The organism is Streptomyces sp. NPDC014734 (assembly GCF_043083325.1).
In the GTDB taxonomy this organism is placed as follows: Bacteria; Actinomycetota; Actinomycetes; order Streptomycetales; family Streptomycetaceae; genus Streptomyces.
The window spans coordinates 176004-192887 of sequence record NZ_JBIBYN010000007.1 but is presented as its reverse complement, the minus strand read 5'-3'; the positions used below and the strand labels follow the sequence as shown (position 1 = coordinate 192887).

Here is a 16884-nt window from a genome sequence, read left to right as displayed (position 1 = left end):
ACGCGAGGGGCGCCCGGCGGATGGATCGCCGGGCGCCCCTCGCGTGGTTCTGCTGTGGTCAGATCTTGGTGCGGGACGTGTTGTAGAGCTTGGCCGTCAGGGCGGCCATGTCGTCCTGGGCCATGCCCTTGCCGGTCAGGGCGAGCCCTGTGTCGATGCCGAAGACGGTGCCGATGGTGCTGTAGTCGGCCCAGACGCAGATGGGGATCGTGAATTCCTTCGGGCCCTTCGCGGGGGTGCCGTCGCCCTCCTTGTTGGTCACCTTCATGTCCTGGCACTTCATCAGTGCGCCCTTGAAGCCTTCGGGAGTGACGGCGCGGGGGCTGCCGTCGAGCTTCGCCTCCATGCCCTCGTCGCCCTTTCCGAACTGCGACTGGGCGTTCTCGAAGGCGTTGTTGATGACCTTGGCCGGGTCGGTGACCTCGCCCCAGAAGCCCGACAGGGTCACGCTCTTGAGGCTCGCCAGGTTCTCCTTGTCGCCGGACTGGTACTGGGCGTCGGCCTGCTGGGCGTTCTTGACAGCGAGCCCTTCGAGCTGGGTCTTCTGCTCGCCGGTCACCGGACCGGAGGGCATCGAGGAGCCGGTGCTGTTCTTGTAGTCGTCCACCGACGCCGCGGGCGTCAGCTTGTACCCCTTGGTGGAGTCCGCGACGTCGCTGTTGCTCGCGCCGCCCGACGTCAGGAAGTAGACCCCGCCGCCGATGACCGCCAGGGCGACGATCACGCCGCCGATGATCAGGCCGGTCTTCTTCTTCGGCTGCTCCGGGGCGGGCGGCATGCCGCCGTACGCGGGCTGCCCGCCGTACGGGGGTGCGGGCGGCTGCTGGCCGTAGGGGTTGGGCTGCTGGGGCTGGCCGTACGGGCCGGGCTGGCCCTGCGGGGGGACTCCCTGCGGGGGAGCCTGCTGCGGGTAGCCGTAACCGGGCTGGCCCTGCTGCGGCTGGCCGTAGGGGTTGGGCTGCTGGGGCTGGCCGTACGGGCCGGGCTGGCCCTGGGGCTGGGGCGGCGGGGCGCCGTAGGGGCCGGGCTGCTGACCGTAGGGTCCTGGCTGGCCCTGGGGCGGCTGACCGCCGTACGGTCCCGGCTGGTTGTGGCTCATGTGCGGTGTCCCCTGTTCGACGTGCTCATCGATGTGCTTATACGTTTCAGACATCCTCGCGGAACGTGCGCCCGGATGGACCACCGGGAGGTACACCGTTACGGAACAAACCTGTTTCGGCACACGACTGCGACGGCCGTAAACTGTCCCCCGTGACCGAGAACACTCAGCAGACGCCAGCCAGCAACCCCGAACTGCCGACCCAGTACGCACCGGCCGAGGTAGAGGGGAAGCTGTATGAGCGCTGGGTAGAACGGGGTTACTTCGAGGCCGACGAGCACAGCGAGAAGCCGCCGTACTCCATCGTCATCCCGCCGCCGAACGTCACCGGAAGCCTGCACCTCGGGCACGCCTTCGAGCACACGCTGATCGACGCGCTCGTCCGGCGCAAGCGGATGCAGGGCTTCGAGGCGCTGTACCAGCCCGGTATGGACCACGCCGGTATCGCCACCCAGAACGTCGTCGAGCGCGAGCTCGCCAAGGAGGGCAAGTCCCGCCACGACCTGGGGCGCGAGGCGTTCGTCGAGCGCGTGTGGAAGTGGAAGAACGAGTCGGGCGGCCAGATCTCCGGCCAGATGCGCCGGCTCGGCGAGGGCGTCGCCTGGTCGCGTGAGCGCTTCACGATGGACGAGGGCCTGTCCACCGCCGTCCAGACCGTCTTCAAGAAGATGTACGACGACGGGCTGATCTACCGCGCCGAACGCATCATCAACTGGTGCCCCCGCTGTCTCACCGCGATCTCGGACATCGAGGTCGAGTACCAGGACGACGACGGCGAGCTCGTCTCGATGACGTACGGGGAGGGGGACGACACCATCGTCGTCGCCACCACCCGCGCCGAGACGATGCTCGGAGACACCGCCGTCGCCGTCCACCCCGACGACGAGCGCTACAAGCACCTGGTCGGCAAGCAGATCAAGCTGCCGCTGACCGACCGCACCATCCCTGTCGTCGCCGACCACCACGTCGACCCGGAGTTCGGCACCGGCGCCGTGAAGGTCACGCCCGCCCACGACCCGAACGACTTCGAGATCGGCAAGCGCCACGACCTGCCGTTCCTCACCGTCATGGACGAGCGTGCGGTCATCACCGTCCCCGGCCCGTTCGAGGGCCTGGACCGGTTGGAGGCCCGCTCCGCGATCGTCGCCGCGCTGCGCGCCGAGGGCCGGATCGTCGCCGAGAAGCGCCCGTACGTCCACTCCGTCGGCCACTGCTCGCGCTGCAAGACCACCGTCGAGCCGCGCCTGTCGCTCCAGTGGTGGGTCAAGGTCGGCCCGCTCGCCGAGGCGGCCGGTGACGCCGTCCGCGACGGCGAGGTCAAGATCCATCCGCAGGAGATGGAGAAGCGCTACTTCGACTGGGTCGACAACCTCCACGACTGGTGCATCTCGCGCCAGCTCTGGTGGGGTCACCGCATCCCCGTCTGGTACGGCCCGAACGGCGAGGTCGTCTGCGTCGGACCGGACGACGAGATCCCGACCGGTGAGGGCTGGACGCAGGACAGCGACGTCCTCGACACCTGGTTCTCCTCCGGCCTGTGGCCGTTCTCCACGCTCGGCTGGCCGGAGAAGACCGACAGCCTCGCGAAGTTCTACCCGAACTCCGTCCTGGTCACCGGCTACGACATCCTCTTCTTCTGGGTCGCCCGGATGATGATGTTCGGGCTGTACGTCAACGACGGCGTCCCGCCCTTCCACACCATCGTCCTGCACGGCATGGTCCGCGACGAGTTCGGCAAGAAGATGTCGAAGTCCTTCGGCAACGTCGTGAACCCGCTGGACTGGATGGACAAGTACGGCTCCGACGCGCTGCGCTTCACCCTGGCGCGCGGCGCCAACCCCGGGGTCGACGTCCCGATCGGCGAGGACTGGGTCCAGGGCTCCCGCAACTTCGCCAACAAGATCTGGAACGCCACGCGCTTCGCGCTGATGAACGGCGCCACGATCGAGGGCGAACTCCCGCCCGTCGAGCAGCTTTCGGTGACCGACCGGTGGGTCCTGTCACGTCTCAACAAGACCGTCGCCGAAGTCGACGCGTTCTACGACGATTTCCAGTTCGCCAAGCTCAGCGAGGCGCTCTACCACTTCGCGTGGGACGAGGTCTTCGACTGGTACGTCGAGCTGTCCAAGACGACGTTCTTCGCGGGCGGCGAGCAGGCGAAGGTCTCCGGCCGGGTCCTCGGCGAGGTCCTCGACGTGATGCTGCGACTGCTGCACCCGGTCGTCCCGTTCGTCACCGAGACGCTCTGGACCACGCTCACCGGCAAGGAGTCCGTCGTCGTCGCCGACTGGCCGAAGGACAGCGGCTTCCGGGACGACGCCGCCGAGCGGGAGATCGAGCTGGTCCAGCAGGTCGTCACCGAGGTTCGCCGGTTCCGCTCCGACCAGGGCCTCCAGCCCGGCCAGAAGGTCCCGGCCGAGCTGACCCTCGCCGGTACGGCGCTCGCCCCGCACGAGGCGGCCATCCGCCAGGTGCTGCGCCTCCAGCCCGCCGGGGACGGTTTCCACGCCACCGCGTCGCTGCCGGTCGCCGGGGCCACGGTCGCCCTCGACCTGTCCGGCACCATCGACGTCGAGGCCGAGCGCAAGCGCCTGACGAAGGACCTGGGCGCCGCCGAGAAGGAGAAGGCGCAGGCGAGCGGCAAGCTCGGCAACGAGGCGTTCCTCGCCAAGGCCCCGGACAACGTGGTCGACAAGATCCGCGGCCGGCTCGCCAAGGCCGAGGCGGACATCGAGCGGATCACCGCCCAGCTGGCGAAGCTGCCGCAGGGCTGAGCACACCGACGACGAGGCCCCGTACCCCCCTCGCAGGGGGTACGGGGCCTCGTCGTCGCCGGGACCCGGTGATCGCCGACCTTCTGGGGTCAGGACTCCAGCGCGACCGGGCCCGCGGTCGGCGGCTCCGCGTTGCGGCGGGTCTTGGCCCAGCCGTTGCGACCGCGCAGCATGCGCGCGAAGGCCCGCGCCGAGACGACGAACAGGTGGTACGCGTACAGCCACAGCGCCACACCCCACAGCAGCGACGTCACCAGGGACGCGTCGGGGGCGTGGTCCCGGCGGTAGAGCGGGCCCCACAGGACGAACGGGAGGACCGACGCGGCGGCCAGGGCCAGGACCAGCGGCCAGTGCTCCAGGAGCCTGCCGAGTCCGTCGGTGGTGCCCTGCCCGGTCGCGGCCGTGACGGCGAGGACGCCGAGCAGGACCACGGTCAGTGCCAGGGTCAGCAGATGGGCGAGCGGTTGCAGGAAGGTGTAGAGCGTCTCCAGCACCCCGCGGCCGCCGATGTGCCGGGACGAGACGATCCGGGGCGCGTACCGCACGCACTGGAGGTTGCCCTGGGCCCAACGGGTGCGCTGGGTCAGCAGCCGACGGGCGCCGGGCAGGGCCTCCTGGGAGACCCAGGTGTCGGCGACGTGCGTGATGCGGTGGCCGGCCAGCAGCATGTGCAGGCCGAGTTCGTAGTCCTCCAGGAGCGCGCCCTCAAGCCAGGGCCGGCGCTCGGCCGCCGCGATCCGGTCCAGCGCGGCCAGCCGGGTGAACTGGCCGTTGCCGCCGAGGCCGGTGGAACCGGTGCGGTTGCGCAGCAGTTGCATTCCGGCGTTGGACACCGCGAACTCCATGTCCTGCATCCGCACCAGGGTCCGGGCCAGGGCGTTGACCGTGCGGCCCCGTTCCGGGAACGGCCGCCGGTCGTCGGCGTTGCGCATCCGCACGCCGATCTGCACGCCTCCGACGTCCGGATCGCCGAACGCCCCGGGACCCGACACCCGTTCCAGGGCACGCGGGTCGAGCCGTCCGTCCGCGTCCACCACACAGACGACGACGCGGGTACGGTCGGTGCCCTCCGGCAGGAACGCCCCGAGGCGGTCGTACGCGGTGTTGAGTGCCGCGCCCTTCCCGGTCCTGGCGTTCGGGCGGCGGCGGGCGACCAGGTGCACGCGGGCGTCGTCCGCGGCGAGTTCCGCGACGATCGCGCCCGTGCGGTCGTCGCTGTCGTCGTCGATCACCCAGACGTGCGAGGCCGGGAAGTCGGTGCGCAGCCGGGTCACGGTGGTGCCGACGACCGCCTCCTCGTCGCGGCACGGCACGAAGAAGTGCCAGTCGAACCGGGAGGCGTCGCCCGGCTCCACGGGGGAGCGGCGCGTGTACGACCTGCGGGCCCCGGCCCAGTAGAGCAGGAAGCCCAGCAGGAGGACGAAGGGGTACAGGGCCAGGGCGACGGCGAGTGAGGTGGGCACGGCGCTGCTTTCTCGGGTCTGCTCCCGTGCGGCGGGATTCTCGTGACGGGGTTCTTTGGGACGGGGGTTCTTTGCGACGGGCTTCCGGTTCCTCGCGACGGCGGGGTTCCGTTTCCGCGTTTCCGCTTCCGCGTTTCCGGGCTTGCGCGTGACGGGGCCGTCAGGCCGCCAGCGGTAGCGTCCGCGCGTCGGCGGCGGGCCGCACGGCCGAGGCGACGAGCCGCGCGATCCGCTCGGCGGCACGCCCGTCGCCGTACGGGCTCGGCAGCCGGGCCAGCCGTCGCAGCCCGTGGTCGCCCTCGGCGAGGCGGTGGCGTGCCAGCCGCCCGATCCCGGGGCCCGGTGCCACCAGATGGGCGAAGTCGGCCATCGCCTCGGGGCGCTCGGTGGACCGGCGGACCACGATCAGCGGGCGGCCCAGCACGGTGCACTCCTCCTGGACGCCGCCCGAGTCGGAGATCAGCAGCGCGGCGTGCCGGGCCAGCCCCAGGAACTCCCCGTATCCGAGCGGTTCGAGGACCCGGACGGAGGCGAGGAGGTGGTCCAGGCGGTCCGCCTCGACGCGGGCCCGGGTGCGCGGGTGCAGGGGGAGCAGGACGGGGACCTCGTCGGTGGCGAGGGCGGCGAGCTCGGTCAGGACGGTACGCAGGGTTGCCGGGCCGTCGGTGTTCTCCGGGCGGTGCACCGTGGCGAGGACGAACCGGTCGGGGACGAGCCCGTGGCGGGCGAGCAGGCCGGTGCGCTCGTCCGGTCCGGGCAGGTGACGGCGGACGGCCTCGACGACGGTGTTGCCGGTGACGGTGATCCGGGCGGGGGAGACGCCCTCGGCGAGCAGGTTCGCCCGGTTCTCGGGCGTCGCCGCGCACAGCACGTCGGAGATCGAGTCGACGAGGACGCGATTGTGCTCCTCCGGCATCGCCGGGTCGTGGCTGCGCAGCCCGGCCTCGACGTGGACGAGGGGGATCGCCCGCGCGTTGGCGGCGAGGGCGCCCGCCAGGGTGGCGTTGGTGTCGCCCTGGACGACGACGGCGGCCGGACGGTCCGCGGCGAACAGCGCGTCCAGCTGCTCCAGGGAACGGCCGATCTGCACGGCGCGCGAGGTGCCCCCGATGCTGTCGAGCAGCTCGGGCCGGGGAAGTCCCAGCTCCTGGAGGAACCGGCCCGACATGGCGTCGTCCCAGTGCTGGCCGGTGTGGACGAGGCGGGCGGCATCGCCCAGCCGGTGGACGACGGGGGCCAGCTTCACCAGTTCGGGCCGGGTTCCCAGCACCACGGCGACGGAGCGGGTGGGGAGTGCGGTGTGCATGCGGGTGTCGTCCTGTCTCGTCCGTTCGCCGTTCCCGGCCCGATGTGCGTCGCCCCGGACCTCCTCGGGGAGGGCGGGGCGAACCGGTGCGGCCTCCGGCGCTCCGGGAAGTCCAGGCTGGGCGGCGACGGTGGCAGCACGGGTGCGCGCGGGGTGCGGCGCGGTTGCGGCGGCCCGGGCCGTCCGGACGGGGACCCGAAGACCGGGACCTTGGGCCCGCCCGGGCGGGACGTCGGACGGTCTCCCGACCACGGGTCCCGGGCCGTCAGTCCTGAACGGGGCGGACCGGCCGGCCCGGACCCGGGTAGCGGTACCCCACCCCCCGTACGGTCTCGATCGGCGGCTGGGCCCCCGTCGTCCGGGCGATCTTCCGGCGCAGCCGCAGCACCGTGTACTTCACCCGGGAGGCGTCGCTGTCCGCCGGCAGGTCCCACACCATCCGCAGCAGCTGATCCGCGGAGAGCACCTGACCCGGATGGCGGACGAGCGCGGCCAACAGGGCGAACTCGGTAGGAGTGAGGTCGAGCCAGTGCCCCGCGAGCACCGCCTCGTGCGCGCTCAGGTCCAGGGTGAACAGACCGTCCTCGATCAGGGACGCCGGCTGCGGCGCGGATTCGACGGCCCGCCGCAGTCGGGCTCGCAGCAGCGGCCCGTACAGCCGTCGGGACAGGTCGGGGGTCAGGTAGTCGTCCGCCCCGGCCTCCAGGGCGCGGGCCGCGTCCGCCACCCGGTACACCTGATCCACCACCGCGATCGGCAGATCGCTCATGTCGCGCACCCGCTCCAGCAGCTCCCACGGATCGAGACCGGGCAGGCGCAGGCTCAGGATCAGCCCGTCGGGACGGTGTTTGTACAGGGCGCGCAGCGCGCTCCCGCCGGTGTGGACGATCAGCGTCTCGAACCCCGGCACGGCGCAGAACGCGGCGAGCGCCGGATGCGGACCGTCCGGGACGGCGATCAGGATCAGTGGACGCGGGCGCACACTTCCCACCATGCGCCGCTCCGGCGCGTTCCGCCGCAGCACCGGACGCCCTCCGCCACACCGTGTCGTCGAGGCGGCACGCCACCGGGAGCGGGGCGGGGCCGTCGCCGGGCGCCGCGCACGATGCCGGTGCCCATCCGTAGACTGGCCCCGTGAGTGAGCCCCGCCCTTCCGACCGGCACGACGCCTCCGACTCCGACGACGCCTTCGCGGAGATCGTCGACGAGGCGACCCAGCGCGACCCCGACCTGGCGGTGATCGAGGTCGGGAGCCGTACGCTGCGCACCCGCTCGGGGCCGCCGCAGGGCCAGGAGGTCCCGACCCGCCCCGCCGACCCCGAAGTGGACAAGGCGCTGCGCGCGGTCGAGCAGGAGCTCGCCGGCCGCTGGGGCGAGACCAAGCTGGAGCCGTCCGTCACGCGCATCGCCGCCCTGATGGACGTGCTCGGCGAGCCGCAGCGCGCCTACCCCTCGATCCACATCACCGGGACCAACGGCAAGACGAGCACGGCCCGCATGATCGAGGCCCTGCTCGGCGCCTTCGACCTGCGTACCGGCCGTTACACCTCGCCGCACGTCCAGTCGATCACCGAGCGGATCAGCCTGGACGGCGCCCCGATGGACCCCGAGCGGTTCGTCGAGACGTACCGGGACATCCAGCCGTACGTGGAGATGGTCGACAGGGACCAGCCCTACCGGCTCTCCTTCTTCGAGGTGCTGACGGCCATGGCGTACGCGGCGTTCGCCGACGCGCCGGTCGACGTCGCCGTCGTCGAGGTCGGCATGGGCGGTGCCTGGGACGCGACGAACGTCATCGACGCCCCGGTCGCCGTGATCACCCCGATCTCGCTGGACCACACCGACCGGCTGGGCTCCACGCCCGCCGAGATCGCCGGGGAGAAGTCCGGGATCATCAAGCAGGACGCGACGGTCGTCCTCGCGCAGCAGCCGGTCGACGCCGCACAGGTGATGCTGAAGAAGGCGGTCGAGGTCGACGCCACGGTCGCCCGCGAGGGCATGGAGTTCGGTGTCGTCTCGCGCGAGGTCGCCGTCGGCGGACAGTTGCTGACGCTGCGCGGTCTCGGCGGCGAGTACGAAGAGATCTTCCTCCCGCTCTACGGTGCCCACCAGGCGCACAACGCGGTGGTGGCGCTGTGTGCCGTGGAGGCGTTCTTCGGTGTCGGCGCCGAGCGCCCCGGCCCGCTCGACGTGGACACGGTCCGCCGGGCGTTCGCCTCGGTGATCTCGCCGGGCCGTCTCGAAGTGGTCCGTTCCAGCCCGACTGTCGTCCTGGACGCGGCCCACAACCCGGCCGGCGCCCTGGCCACCGCCGAGGGGATCTCCGAGGCGTTCGGCTTCTCCCGGCTCATCGGTGTGGTCGGCGCCAGCGGCGACAAGGACGTCAAGGGGCTCCTCGAAGCCTTCGAGCCGATCTTCGCCGAGGTCGTCGTCACCCAGAACTCCACCCCCCGAGCGATGGACGCCGACGCCCTGGCCGCCGTCGCCGTCGAGGTCTTCGGCGACGAGCGCGTCCAGGTGGAGCCGCGGCTCGACGACGCGCTGGAGGCGGCGATCACCCTCGCCGAGGAGGAGGACGAGTACGCGGGCGCCGGGGTCCTGGTGACCGGTTCGGTGATCACGGTCGGCGAGGCCCGGCTGCTGCTGGGAAGGCGCTGATCCATGCGAATGCTCTGCGCGTCGACGCTGCTCGGTGAATTCTTTGTGATTGGTTTCGCCGGTCTCGTCGCCATGAAGTCCGACGATCTGACGACCGCCACGGTCTGGACGGTGTGCGGCATCGGCATGCTGCTCTCCGTGCTGCTCTGCGGGATGATTTCCCGTCCGGGTGGCCTGCAACTCGGCTGGGCGCTCCAGATCGCCCTGGTGGCCAGCGGTTTCGTCGTTCCGATGATGTTCGTCCTCGGAGTGATTTTCGGCGCGCTGTGGTGGGCCTCGGTGCACTACGGCCGCAAGATCGACGAGGCGAAGGCCCGTTGGGCGGCGGCGCAGGAGGCGGCGGAGGCTCCGGCGGGCGGCTGATCCCGTAACCTTTGGCCAAACCCGGCCGCGGACCGGTCCCCGTACCCCTGTAGCCTCGCAGAACCGCACTCGCATGCCCGCAAGGAGCCGCACACCATGACCCAGCGCACCCTCGTTCTGCTCAAGCCCGACGCCGTCCGGCGCGGACTGGTCGGCGAGATCGTCGGGCGGATCGAGCGCAAGGCCGGCTGGCGGATCACCGCGCTGGAGCTGCGCACCCTCGACCGTGCCACCCTGGAGCAGCACTACGCCGAGCACGTCGGACGCCCGTTCTACGAGCCGCTCGTCGAGTTCATGCTCTCCGGCCCGGTCGTGGCGCTGGTCGCCGAGGGCGAGCGGGTCATCGAGGGCATCCGTACGCTGGCCGGACCCACCGACCCGATCGCCGCCGCGCCCGGCTCCATCCGGGGCGACCTCGGCACGATCACCCGGGAGAACCTCATCCACGCCTCGGACTCGGAGGAGTCCGCGGAGCGGGAACTGAAGCTTTTCTTTCCGGGAGTCTTCTGACCTCCGACCGGGAGTTTTCTGACCTCGGATCAGCCGAACAGCGCTCATGACCTGGGGCGACCGAATTAATTCGGTCGCCTTTCGGCATAGCGGACCGGGTCGCGGGAACGCATCACTCCGACGTAACGTCACCATGAGTGGAACGGCCACCCGTTCCGCCCACAACGGCGAAGGACCCTCGCGCGGTGTCCGTGCACACGGCACTACGATGGAATACTCCACGCCCACAGCGCCCATCTCGCCGACCAGAACAAGCCATCGTCGCTTTTCCGGAAGGCCCGACGCATCCTCATGGGGAACAAGGGGAAATCAATGTCGTTCATCGGTCGTGACATGGCTATCGACCTCGGGACTGCCAACACGCTGGTGTACGTCAGGGGGCGCGGCATCGTTCTGAACGAGCCGTCCGTCGTGGCCATCAACACCAACACCGGCGGCATCCTCGCGGTCGGCTCCGAGGCCAAGAAGATGATCGGACGCACGCCGGGCAACATCGTCGCCGTGCGCCCGCTGAAGGACGGCGTGATCGCCGACTTCGAAATCACCGAGCGGATGCTCCGCTACTTCATCCTGAAGATCCACAAGCGCCGCTACCTGGCCCGCCCGCGAGTCGTGGTCTGCGTGCCCTCCGGCATCACCGGGGTCGAGCGCCGCGCCGTCATCGAGGCGTCGACGCAGGCCGGTGCCCGTCAGGTGCACATCATCGAGGAGCCCATGGCGGCGGCCATCGGTTCCGGGCTGCCGGTCCACGAGGCCACCGGCAACATGGTCGTCGACATCGGCGGCGGCACCACCGAGGTCGCCGTCATCTCGCTCGGCGGGATCGTCACCGCCCAGTCGATCCGGGTCGCCGGCGACGAACTGGACAACGCGATCATCCAGCACATCAAGAAGGAGTACTCGCTCCTCCTCGGTGAGCGCTCCGCCGAACAGATCAAGATCACCATCGGTTCGGCCGACGACCTGGACCAGGACGAGCACACCGAGATCCGTGGCCGCGACCTGGTCTCCGGGCTGCCCAAGACCGTGGTCATCTCGGCGGACGAGGTCCGCAAGGCCATCGAGGAGCCGGTCAACGCGATCGTCGACGCGGTGAAGACCACGCTCGACAAGTGCCCGCCGGAGCTCTCCGGCGACGTCATGGACCGCGGCATCGTCCTCACCGGCGGCGGCGCGCTGCTGCGCGGACTGGACGAGCGGCTGCGCCGGGAGACCGGCATGCCGATCCACATCGCCGAGGACCCGCTGGACTCGGTGGCGCTCGGATCCGGCAAGTGTGTCGAGGAGTTCGAGGCGCTCCAGCAGGTGCTGGACGCGCAGCCCCGCAGGTAACACGGCACGACCCACCCGCGTGCCGGCAGCGCACGCGGGTGGACAACACAGCGGTCCGCTGTGCGGACCCCTGCCGATCCGCACGGCGGATCGTTGATATACAGGCACGAATATTCCGACGAGGAAGGCACGGCCGCCGCACGTGAGGGACACACGAGAGAGCCGGCTGCTCCTGGTGCTGCTGATCGCCATCGCATTCGCACTGATCACGGTGGACATCCGGGGCGGCGAGGCATCACCGGTGGACGGCGCCAGGCGGGCCGCCGCCACGGTCTTCGGACCTGTCGAGAACGGTGTCGCGGCCGCCGTCGACCCGGTGGGCAACGCCATAGGAGCGGTCCGCGACTCCGGCACCCGGCACAACCGCATCGCCGAACTGGAACGGCAGAACGCCGCGCTCAAGACGAAGCTCGGCAGCGACGACCAGAACCGCAACCGGGTCCGCGAACTCGACAAGATGCTGAAGAAGTCGGCCGCCGGACAGTACGGCATCAAGGCCGCCGAGGTCGTCGCCATAGGAGCGGCCCAGGGCTTCTCCTGGACCATCACCATCGACGCCGGTTCCCGGGACGGCATCGAGCGCGACATGACCGTCATCAACGGCGACGGACTCGTCGGCCGGGTCACCACCGTCGCCCCGTCCACCTCCACGGTGCTCCTCGCCAACGACCCCGACTTCACCGTCGGCACCCGCATGGAGAAGACCGACGAACTCGGCTTCGCCACCGGCCAGGGCGCCCGGCCGTTGTCCGTCCAGTTCCTCAACGGCAAGGCCAAGGTGAAGAAGGGCGACCGTCTGGTCACCTTCGGCTCCAGCAAGGGCAAGCCGTTCGTGCCGGGCGTCCCGGTCGGCGAGGTCGTCCGCGTCGACCCGTCCGGCGGCGGCCTGACCCGTACGGTCTACGTCAACCCGTACGTCGGGTTCACCAAGCTCGACATCGTCGGCATCGTCGTCCAGGCCCCGCGCGAGGACCCCCGCGACATGGTGCTGCCCAAGGCTCCCGCCAAGCCGGCCAAGCCGAAGCCCACGCCGACCGTCACCGTGACGATCTCGCCCAACGGCGACATCGTCGACACCGACGGCAACGTCGTCGGGAACATCCACGAGAGCCCCGACCCGAGCGGCGGCCCGAGTCCCGGCGGCAGTCCCGGCACCGGCACCGCGGTCAACGAGCAGAGGTAGAGCTGATCCCATGCGTCTGAACCGGATTCTGCTCTCCACCGTCCTGGTCGTGGTCGCCCTCGTCATCCAGGTCTCGGTGCTCGCCCGCCTCCAACTGCCCGGCGCCGTGCCGGACCTGCTGCTCCTCGTCGTCCTCGCCCTCGCCTTCGTGTACGGGCATGTCAGCGGTGCCCTCATCGGCTTCGGCGCGGGGCTCCTCGCCGACCTGGCACCGCCCGCCGACCACGCGGCCGGGCGCTACGCCCTGGTCCTCTGCGTCATCGGCTACTTCGCCGGACTGCTCAAGCCGGAGAACGGCCAGCTCAAGTCCGCGTTCGTGCCGATGGCCGGAGTGGTCGGCGCCGCGATCGGCTCGACCCTGCTGTACGCCGTCGTCGGCGCGCTCGTCGGCGACACCGCGGCCCGTCACGTGGGCCTCGGCAGCCTGCTGTTCACCGCCGCCCTCTACGACTTGCTGCTCGCCCCGTTCGTCGTGCCGCTGGTCATGGCGGTCGCCAGACGCACGGTGAACGATCCGGTCGCCGACGCGTCCGGCGGCGGCGACGTGACGTCCGGCTGGCTGGCCTCGGGCACCGGACTGCGGGTCGGCGACCGGCGCGGCGGAATGCGCGTCAGGGCGGCCCGCGGCCGGGCGGCACGCGCCGGACGGATCAAGGGAGTCAAGCGACTGTGAGGCACCGGCATCCGGCGGCCACCCCCGGCACCTCCCACTCCGGCCCGACCACCACCGGGGGCACCCCGTGAGCAACATCCCCGAGACCGGCCGGACCCCCAGGGTCCAGATCCGGCTCGTCGTCATCCAGGTCCTTGTGTTCTCCCTGCTGTTCACCCTCGGCGGGCGGCTCTGGTACCTCCAGATCCGCAACGGCCAGGAATACAGCGACGAGGCGAAGAACAACCACGTCCAGCAGGTCGTCCAGCCCGCCGTCCGCGGCTCCATCCTCGACGCGCGCGGCGTGCCGCTCGCCGACAACGAGACCCGCCTGGTGGTCTCCGCCAGCCGCACCGAGCTGATGAAGATGGACGACGACGGCAAGGACGTCCTCACCCGGCTCGCCGGCATCCTCGGCATGAAGCCGCAGGAGGTCATCGACAAGGTCCGGCTCTGCGACGCGAAGACCCCCCAGCCCTGCTGGAACGGTTCGCCCTACCAGCCGATCCCGGTCACCGACGAGGCCACCACCCAGCAGGCCCTCACGATCCGCGAACGCGCCGAGGACTTCCCCGGCATCACCGCCGAACCCACCGCAGTGCGCCGCTACCCCGCCCCCGGCAAGGCCAACACCGCCCAGGTCCTCGGCTACCTCTCGCCGGTCACCGACGAGGAGATCACCAAGGCCCAGGACACCGACTCGCCGTACCTGCGCTCCGACCAGGTGGGCCGCTCCGGTCTGGAGCGCACCTACGACAAGGAGCTGCGCGGCAAGGCCGGGGTCACCCGCTACGAGGTCGACAACCTGGGCCGGGTCATCGGCGAGGCGAAGAACGACAAGGCGGAGGCCGGCTCCAGCGTCGTCACCTCGATAGACGCCCGGGTCCAGGCCGTCGCCGAGTACGAGCTCGACAACGCCATGAAGGAGGTCCGCAAGACCTTCGACAAGAACACCAACCAGAACTACAAGGCCGACTCCGGCGCCGTCGTCGTCATGGAGGCCAAGACCGGGCGCGTCGTCGCGATGGCCTCGCTGCCCAACTACGACCCCAACGCCTGGGTCGGCGGCATCTCGGTCAAGGACTACGCCAAGCTCACCGGGCCCAAGTCCAACTTCCCGCTGCTGAACCGGGCCATCCAGGCCCAGGCCGCCCCCGGCTCGATCTTCAAGGTCATCTCGTCGACCGCCGCGGTCAACGCCGGATACCCGTTCGACGGTCACTACCCCTGCCCCAGCTCGTACAACGTCGGCGGGCAGACCTTCAAGAACTTCGAGTCCCAGGGCTACGGGGACATCACCATCGGCCGGGCCCTCGAAGTCTCCTGCGACACCGTCTACTACGGCATCGCGCACAAGGAATGGCAGAAGGACGGCGGCAACAAGCCGAAGAAGGACCCCAAGGACTGGTTCTACAAGACCGCCCACCAGTTCGGCCTCGGCAAGGAGACCGGCATCGACCTCCCCAACGAGGTGAGCGGCCGCGTCCCCGACCGCAAGTGGAAGAAGGACTTCTACGAGGCGAACAAGGACGCCTGGTGCAAGCAGGGCAAGAAGGACGGCACCTACGTCGAGAAGATCGCGTACGAGAACTGCCTCGAAGGCGGCAAGATGCGCGCCGGTGACTCCGTCAACTACTCGATCGGCCAGGGCGACACCCTCGTCACCCCGATCCAGATGGCCACCATCTACGCGGCCATCTCCAACGGCGGCACCCTCTACGACCCCGCCGTCGGCAAGGCGATCGTCAGCGGCGACGGCAAGACCGTCCAGGAGATCAAACCCACGTCGCACGGCAAGCTGCCCTTCTCGCGCAAGACCCGCGACGAGATCGACGGGGCCCTCGCGGGGGTCGCGACCCGCGGTTCGGCCGCCTGGCGGTTCGGCGGCTGGCCGCAGGACAAGATCCCGATGCACGCCAAGACGGGTACGGCCGAGGTCTACGGCAAGCAGACGACCTCCTGGTTCGCCACGTACACCAAGGACTACTCGATCGTCATGACGATCTCCCAGGGCGGCACCGGCTCCGGCGCGTCCGGGCCCGCCGTGCGCAACATCTACGACGCCATCTACGGCCTCGACGACTCCGGCAAGCAGGACCTGAAGAAGGCCCTGCTGCCCACCCCGCAGAAGTCCCTGCCGAAGATCCAGCAGGACGGCTCCATCGACGCCCCGGAGATCAAGCCCTACAACCCGGCCTCGCAGAAGACGCCGGACGGCCAGACCCTCGCCGCGATTCTGGGGAGGCGCGACTGATGGCCGGTTTCTCCGTCTCGCGCTACGCCCCCGAACGCTCCGCCTGGGGCAAGCTCGTCGCCCGCGACTCCGTGGTCCGCCGGCTCGACTGGCCGCTGCTCGGCTCCGCGCTCGCGCTCTCGTTCATCGGCTCGCTGCTGGTGTACTCGGCGACCCGGGGACGGGACTCGCTCACCCACGGCGACCCGTACTACTTCCTGTTCCGGCACGTCCTCAACACCGGCATCGGCTTCGCCCTGATGATCGGCACGATCTGGCTCGGCCACCGCACCCTGCGCGGCGCCGTCCCGATCCTCTACGGCCTCTCGGTGCTCTTCGTGCTGGCGGTCCTCACCCCGCTCGGCGCCACCGTCAACGGCGCGCACGCCTGGATCATCATCGGCGGCGGCTTCTCCATCCAGCCGTCCGAGTTCACCAAGATCACCATCATCCTGATCATGGCGATGCTCCTCGCCGAACGCGTCGACGCGGGCGACCAGCTCCACCCCGACCACCGGACCGTCGCCAAGGCCCTCGGCCTGGCCGCCGTTCCGATGGCCGTCGTCATGGGGATGCCCGACCTCGGCTCCGTGATGGTCATGGCCGTCATCGTGCTCGGTGTGCTCCTCGCCTCCGGCGCCTCCAACCGCTGGATCTTCGGCCTGCTCGGCACGGGCGTGGCCGGCGCCGTCGCGGTCTGGCAGCTCGGCCTGCTCGACGAGTACCAGATCGCCCGCTTCGCCGCCTTCGCCAACCCGGCGCTCGACCCGGCGGGCGTCGGCTACAACACCAACCAGGCCCGCATCGCGATCGGCTCCGGCGGACTCACCGGAACGGGCCTCTTCCAGGGCACCCAGACCACCGGACAGTTCGTCCCCGAGCAGCAGACCGACTTCGTCTTCACCGTCGCGGGCGAGGAACTCGGCTTCCTCGGCGCCGGACTGATCCTCGTCCTGCTCGGCGTCGTCCTGTGGCGCGCCTGCCGGATCGCCCGCGAGACGACCGAGCTGTACGGCACCGTCGTGGCCGCCGGGATCATCGCCTGGTTCGCCTTCCAGGCGTTCGAGAACATCGGGATGACGCTCGGCATCATGCCGGTCGCCGGGCTGCCGCTGCCGTTCGTGTCGTACGGGGGCTCCTCGATGTTCGCCGTCTGGGTCGCCGTCGGACTGCTCCAGTCGATCAGGGTGCAGCGGCCGATAAGCGCCTGAGCGCCCGGTCGGGTGAGCCCGGACCGGACGGTGGACGCCCTCCGGTGCGTGCGGTTCCCGGCCGGCGACGACGCCGGAAGCGTGCGTGCCGGGGCGTGGC

13 protein-coding genes are annotated in these 16884 nt (G+C 70.5%); 9 read left to right on the top strand and 4 right to left on the bottom strand.

Going from position 1 to position 16884, the window contains the following annotated elements; genetic code table 11:
* Positions 1 to 58: 58 nt before the first annotated feature.
* The gene (locus ACF1CT_RS14350; protein ID WP_391784222.1) at positions 59 to 1099 is read right to left on the bottom strand and encodes a hypothetical protein; all 1041 of its coding nucleotides are present in this window, start codon (positions 1097 to 1099) and stop codon (positions 59 to 61) included.
* A 152-nt stretch (positions 1100 to 1251) separates the two neighbouring features.
* Here ACF1CT_RS14350 and ACF1CT_RS14345 point away from each other — a divergent pair, with 152 nt between their 5' ends.
* Positions 1252 to 3873 carry a valine--tRNA ligase gene (locus ACF1CT_RS14345; protein ID WP_391784116.1) on the top strand — a complete coding sequence of 874 codons (2622 nt, stop codon included), beginning with the start codon at positions 1252 to 1254 and terminating at the stop codon, positions 3871 to 3873.
* Between the two features lie 89 nt (positions 3874 to 3962).
* Here ACF1CT_RS14345 and ACF1CT_RS14340 read toward each other — a convergent pair whose 3' ends face one another.
* From ACF1CT_RS14340 to ACF1CT_RS14330, 3 genes are all read right to left on the bottom strand, one after another.
* Positions 3963 to 5336 carry a glycosyltransferase family 2 protein gene (locus ACF1CT_RS14340; protein WP_391784115.1) on the bottom strand — a complete coding sequence of 458 codons (1374 nt, stop codon included), beginning with the start codon at positions 5334 to 5336 and terminating at the stop codon, positions 3963 to 3965.
* Positions 5337 to 5496: 160 nt separating this feature from the next.
* A complete protein-coding gene (gene wecB, locus ACF1CT_RS14335) occupies positions 5497 to 6642 on the bottom strand; it encodes a non-hydrolyzing UDP-N-acetylglucosamine 2-epimerase (RefSeq protein ID WP_391784114.1) in 1146 nt (381 codons plus the stop codon).
* Between the two features lie 265 nt (positions 6643 to 6907).
* A complete protein-coding gene (locus ACF1CT_RS14330; protein ID WP_391784113.1) occupies positions 6908 to 7636 on the bottom strand; it encodes a response regulator transcription factor in 729 nt (242 codons plus the stop codon).
* A gap of 140 nt (positions 7637 to 7776) precedes the next feature.
* On the opposite strand from ACF1CT_RS14330, the gene ACF1CT_RS14325 reads away from it, so the two are divergent.
* The 8 genes from ACF1CT_RS14325 to rodA all read left to right on the top strand — a co-directional run bounded on the left by ACF1CT_RS14325 (position 7777) and on the right by rodA (position 16784).
* Entirely contained in the window at positions 7777 to 9300 is a 1524-nt protein-coding gene (locus ACF1CT_RS14325; protein WP_391784112.1) for a bifunctional folylpolyglutamate synthase/dihydrofolate synthase, read from the top strand.
* Between the two features lie 3 nt (positions 9301 to 9303).
* Positions 9304 to 9663, top strand: coding sequence for a DUF4233 domain-containing protein (locus tag ACF1CT_RS14320; RefSeq protein ID WP_391784111.1), 360 nt, complete (start codon positions 9304 to 9306; stop codon positions 9661 to 9663).
* Between the two features lie 96 nt (positions 9664 to 9759).
* Positions 9760 to 10173, top strand: a complete 414-nt coding sequence (gene ndk / locus ACF1CT_RS14315) for a nucleoside-diphosphate kinase (protein WP_391784110.1) — start codon at positions 9760 to 9762, stop codon at positions 10171 to 10173.
* A gap of 312 nt (positions 10174 to 10485) precedes the next feature.
* Positions 10486 to 11505 carry a rod shape-determining protein gene (locus ACF1CT_RS14310; RefSeq protein ID WP_391784109.1) on the top strand — a complete coding sequence of 340 codons (1020 nt, stop codon included), beginning with the start codon at positions 10486 to 10488 and terminating at the stop codon, positions 11503 to 11505.
* 142 nt (positions 11506 to 11647) lie between these two features.
* A complete protein-coding gene (mreC, locus tag ACF1CT_RS14305; protein WP_391784108.1) occupies positions 11648 to 12688 on the top strand; it encodes a rod shape-determining protein MreC in 1041 nt (346 codons plus the stop codon).
* Between the two features lie 10 nt (positions 12689 to 12698).
* Positions 12699 to 13361 (top strand): rod shape-determining protein MreD, encoded by a 663-nt coding sequence (gene mreD, locus ACF1CT_RS14300; protein ID WP_391784107.1) that lies wholly within the window; start codon positions 12699 to 12701, stop codon positions 13359 to 13361.
* A 67-nt stretch (positions 13362 to 13428) separates the two neighbouring features.
* On the top strand, positions 13429 to 15594 hold the full coding sequence (mrdA, locus tag ACF1CT_RS14295; RefSeq protein WP_391784106.1) for a penicillin-binding protein 2: 2166 nt from the start codon (positions 13429 to 13431) through the stop codon (positions 15592 to 15594).
* Positions 15594 to 16784: a rod shape-determining protein RodA gene (gene rodA, locus ACF1CT_RS14290; RefSeq protein ID WP_391784105.1), complete on the top strand. Its 1191-nt coding sequence runs from the start codon at positions 15594 to 15596 to the stop codon at positions 16782 to 16784. Before mrdA ends, rodA begins: the two co-directional genes overlap by 1 nt.
* The last annotated feature ends 100 nt before the right edge of the window (positions 16785 to 16884 follow it).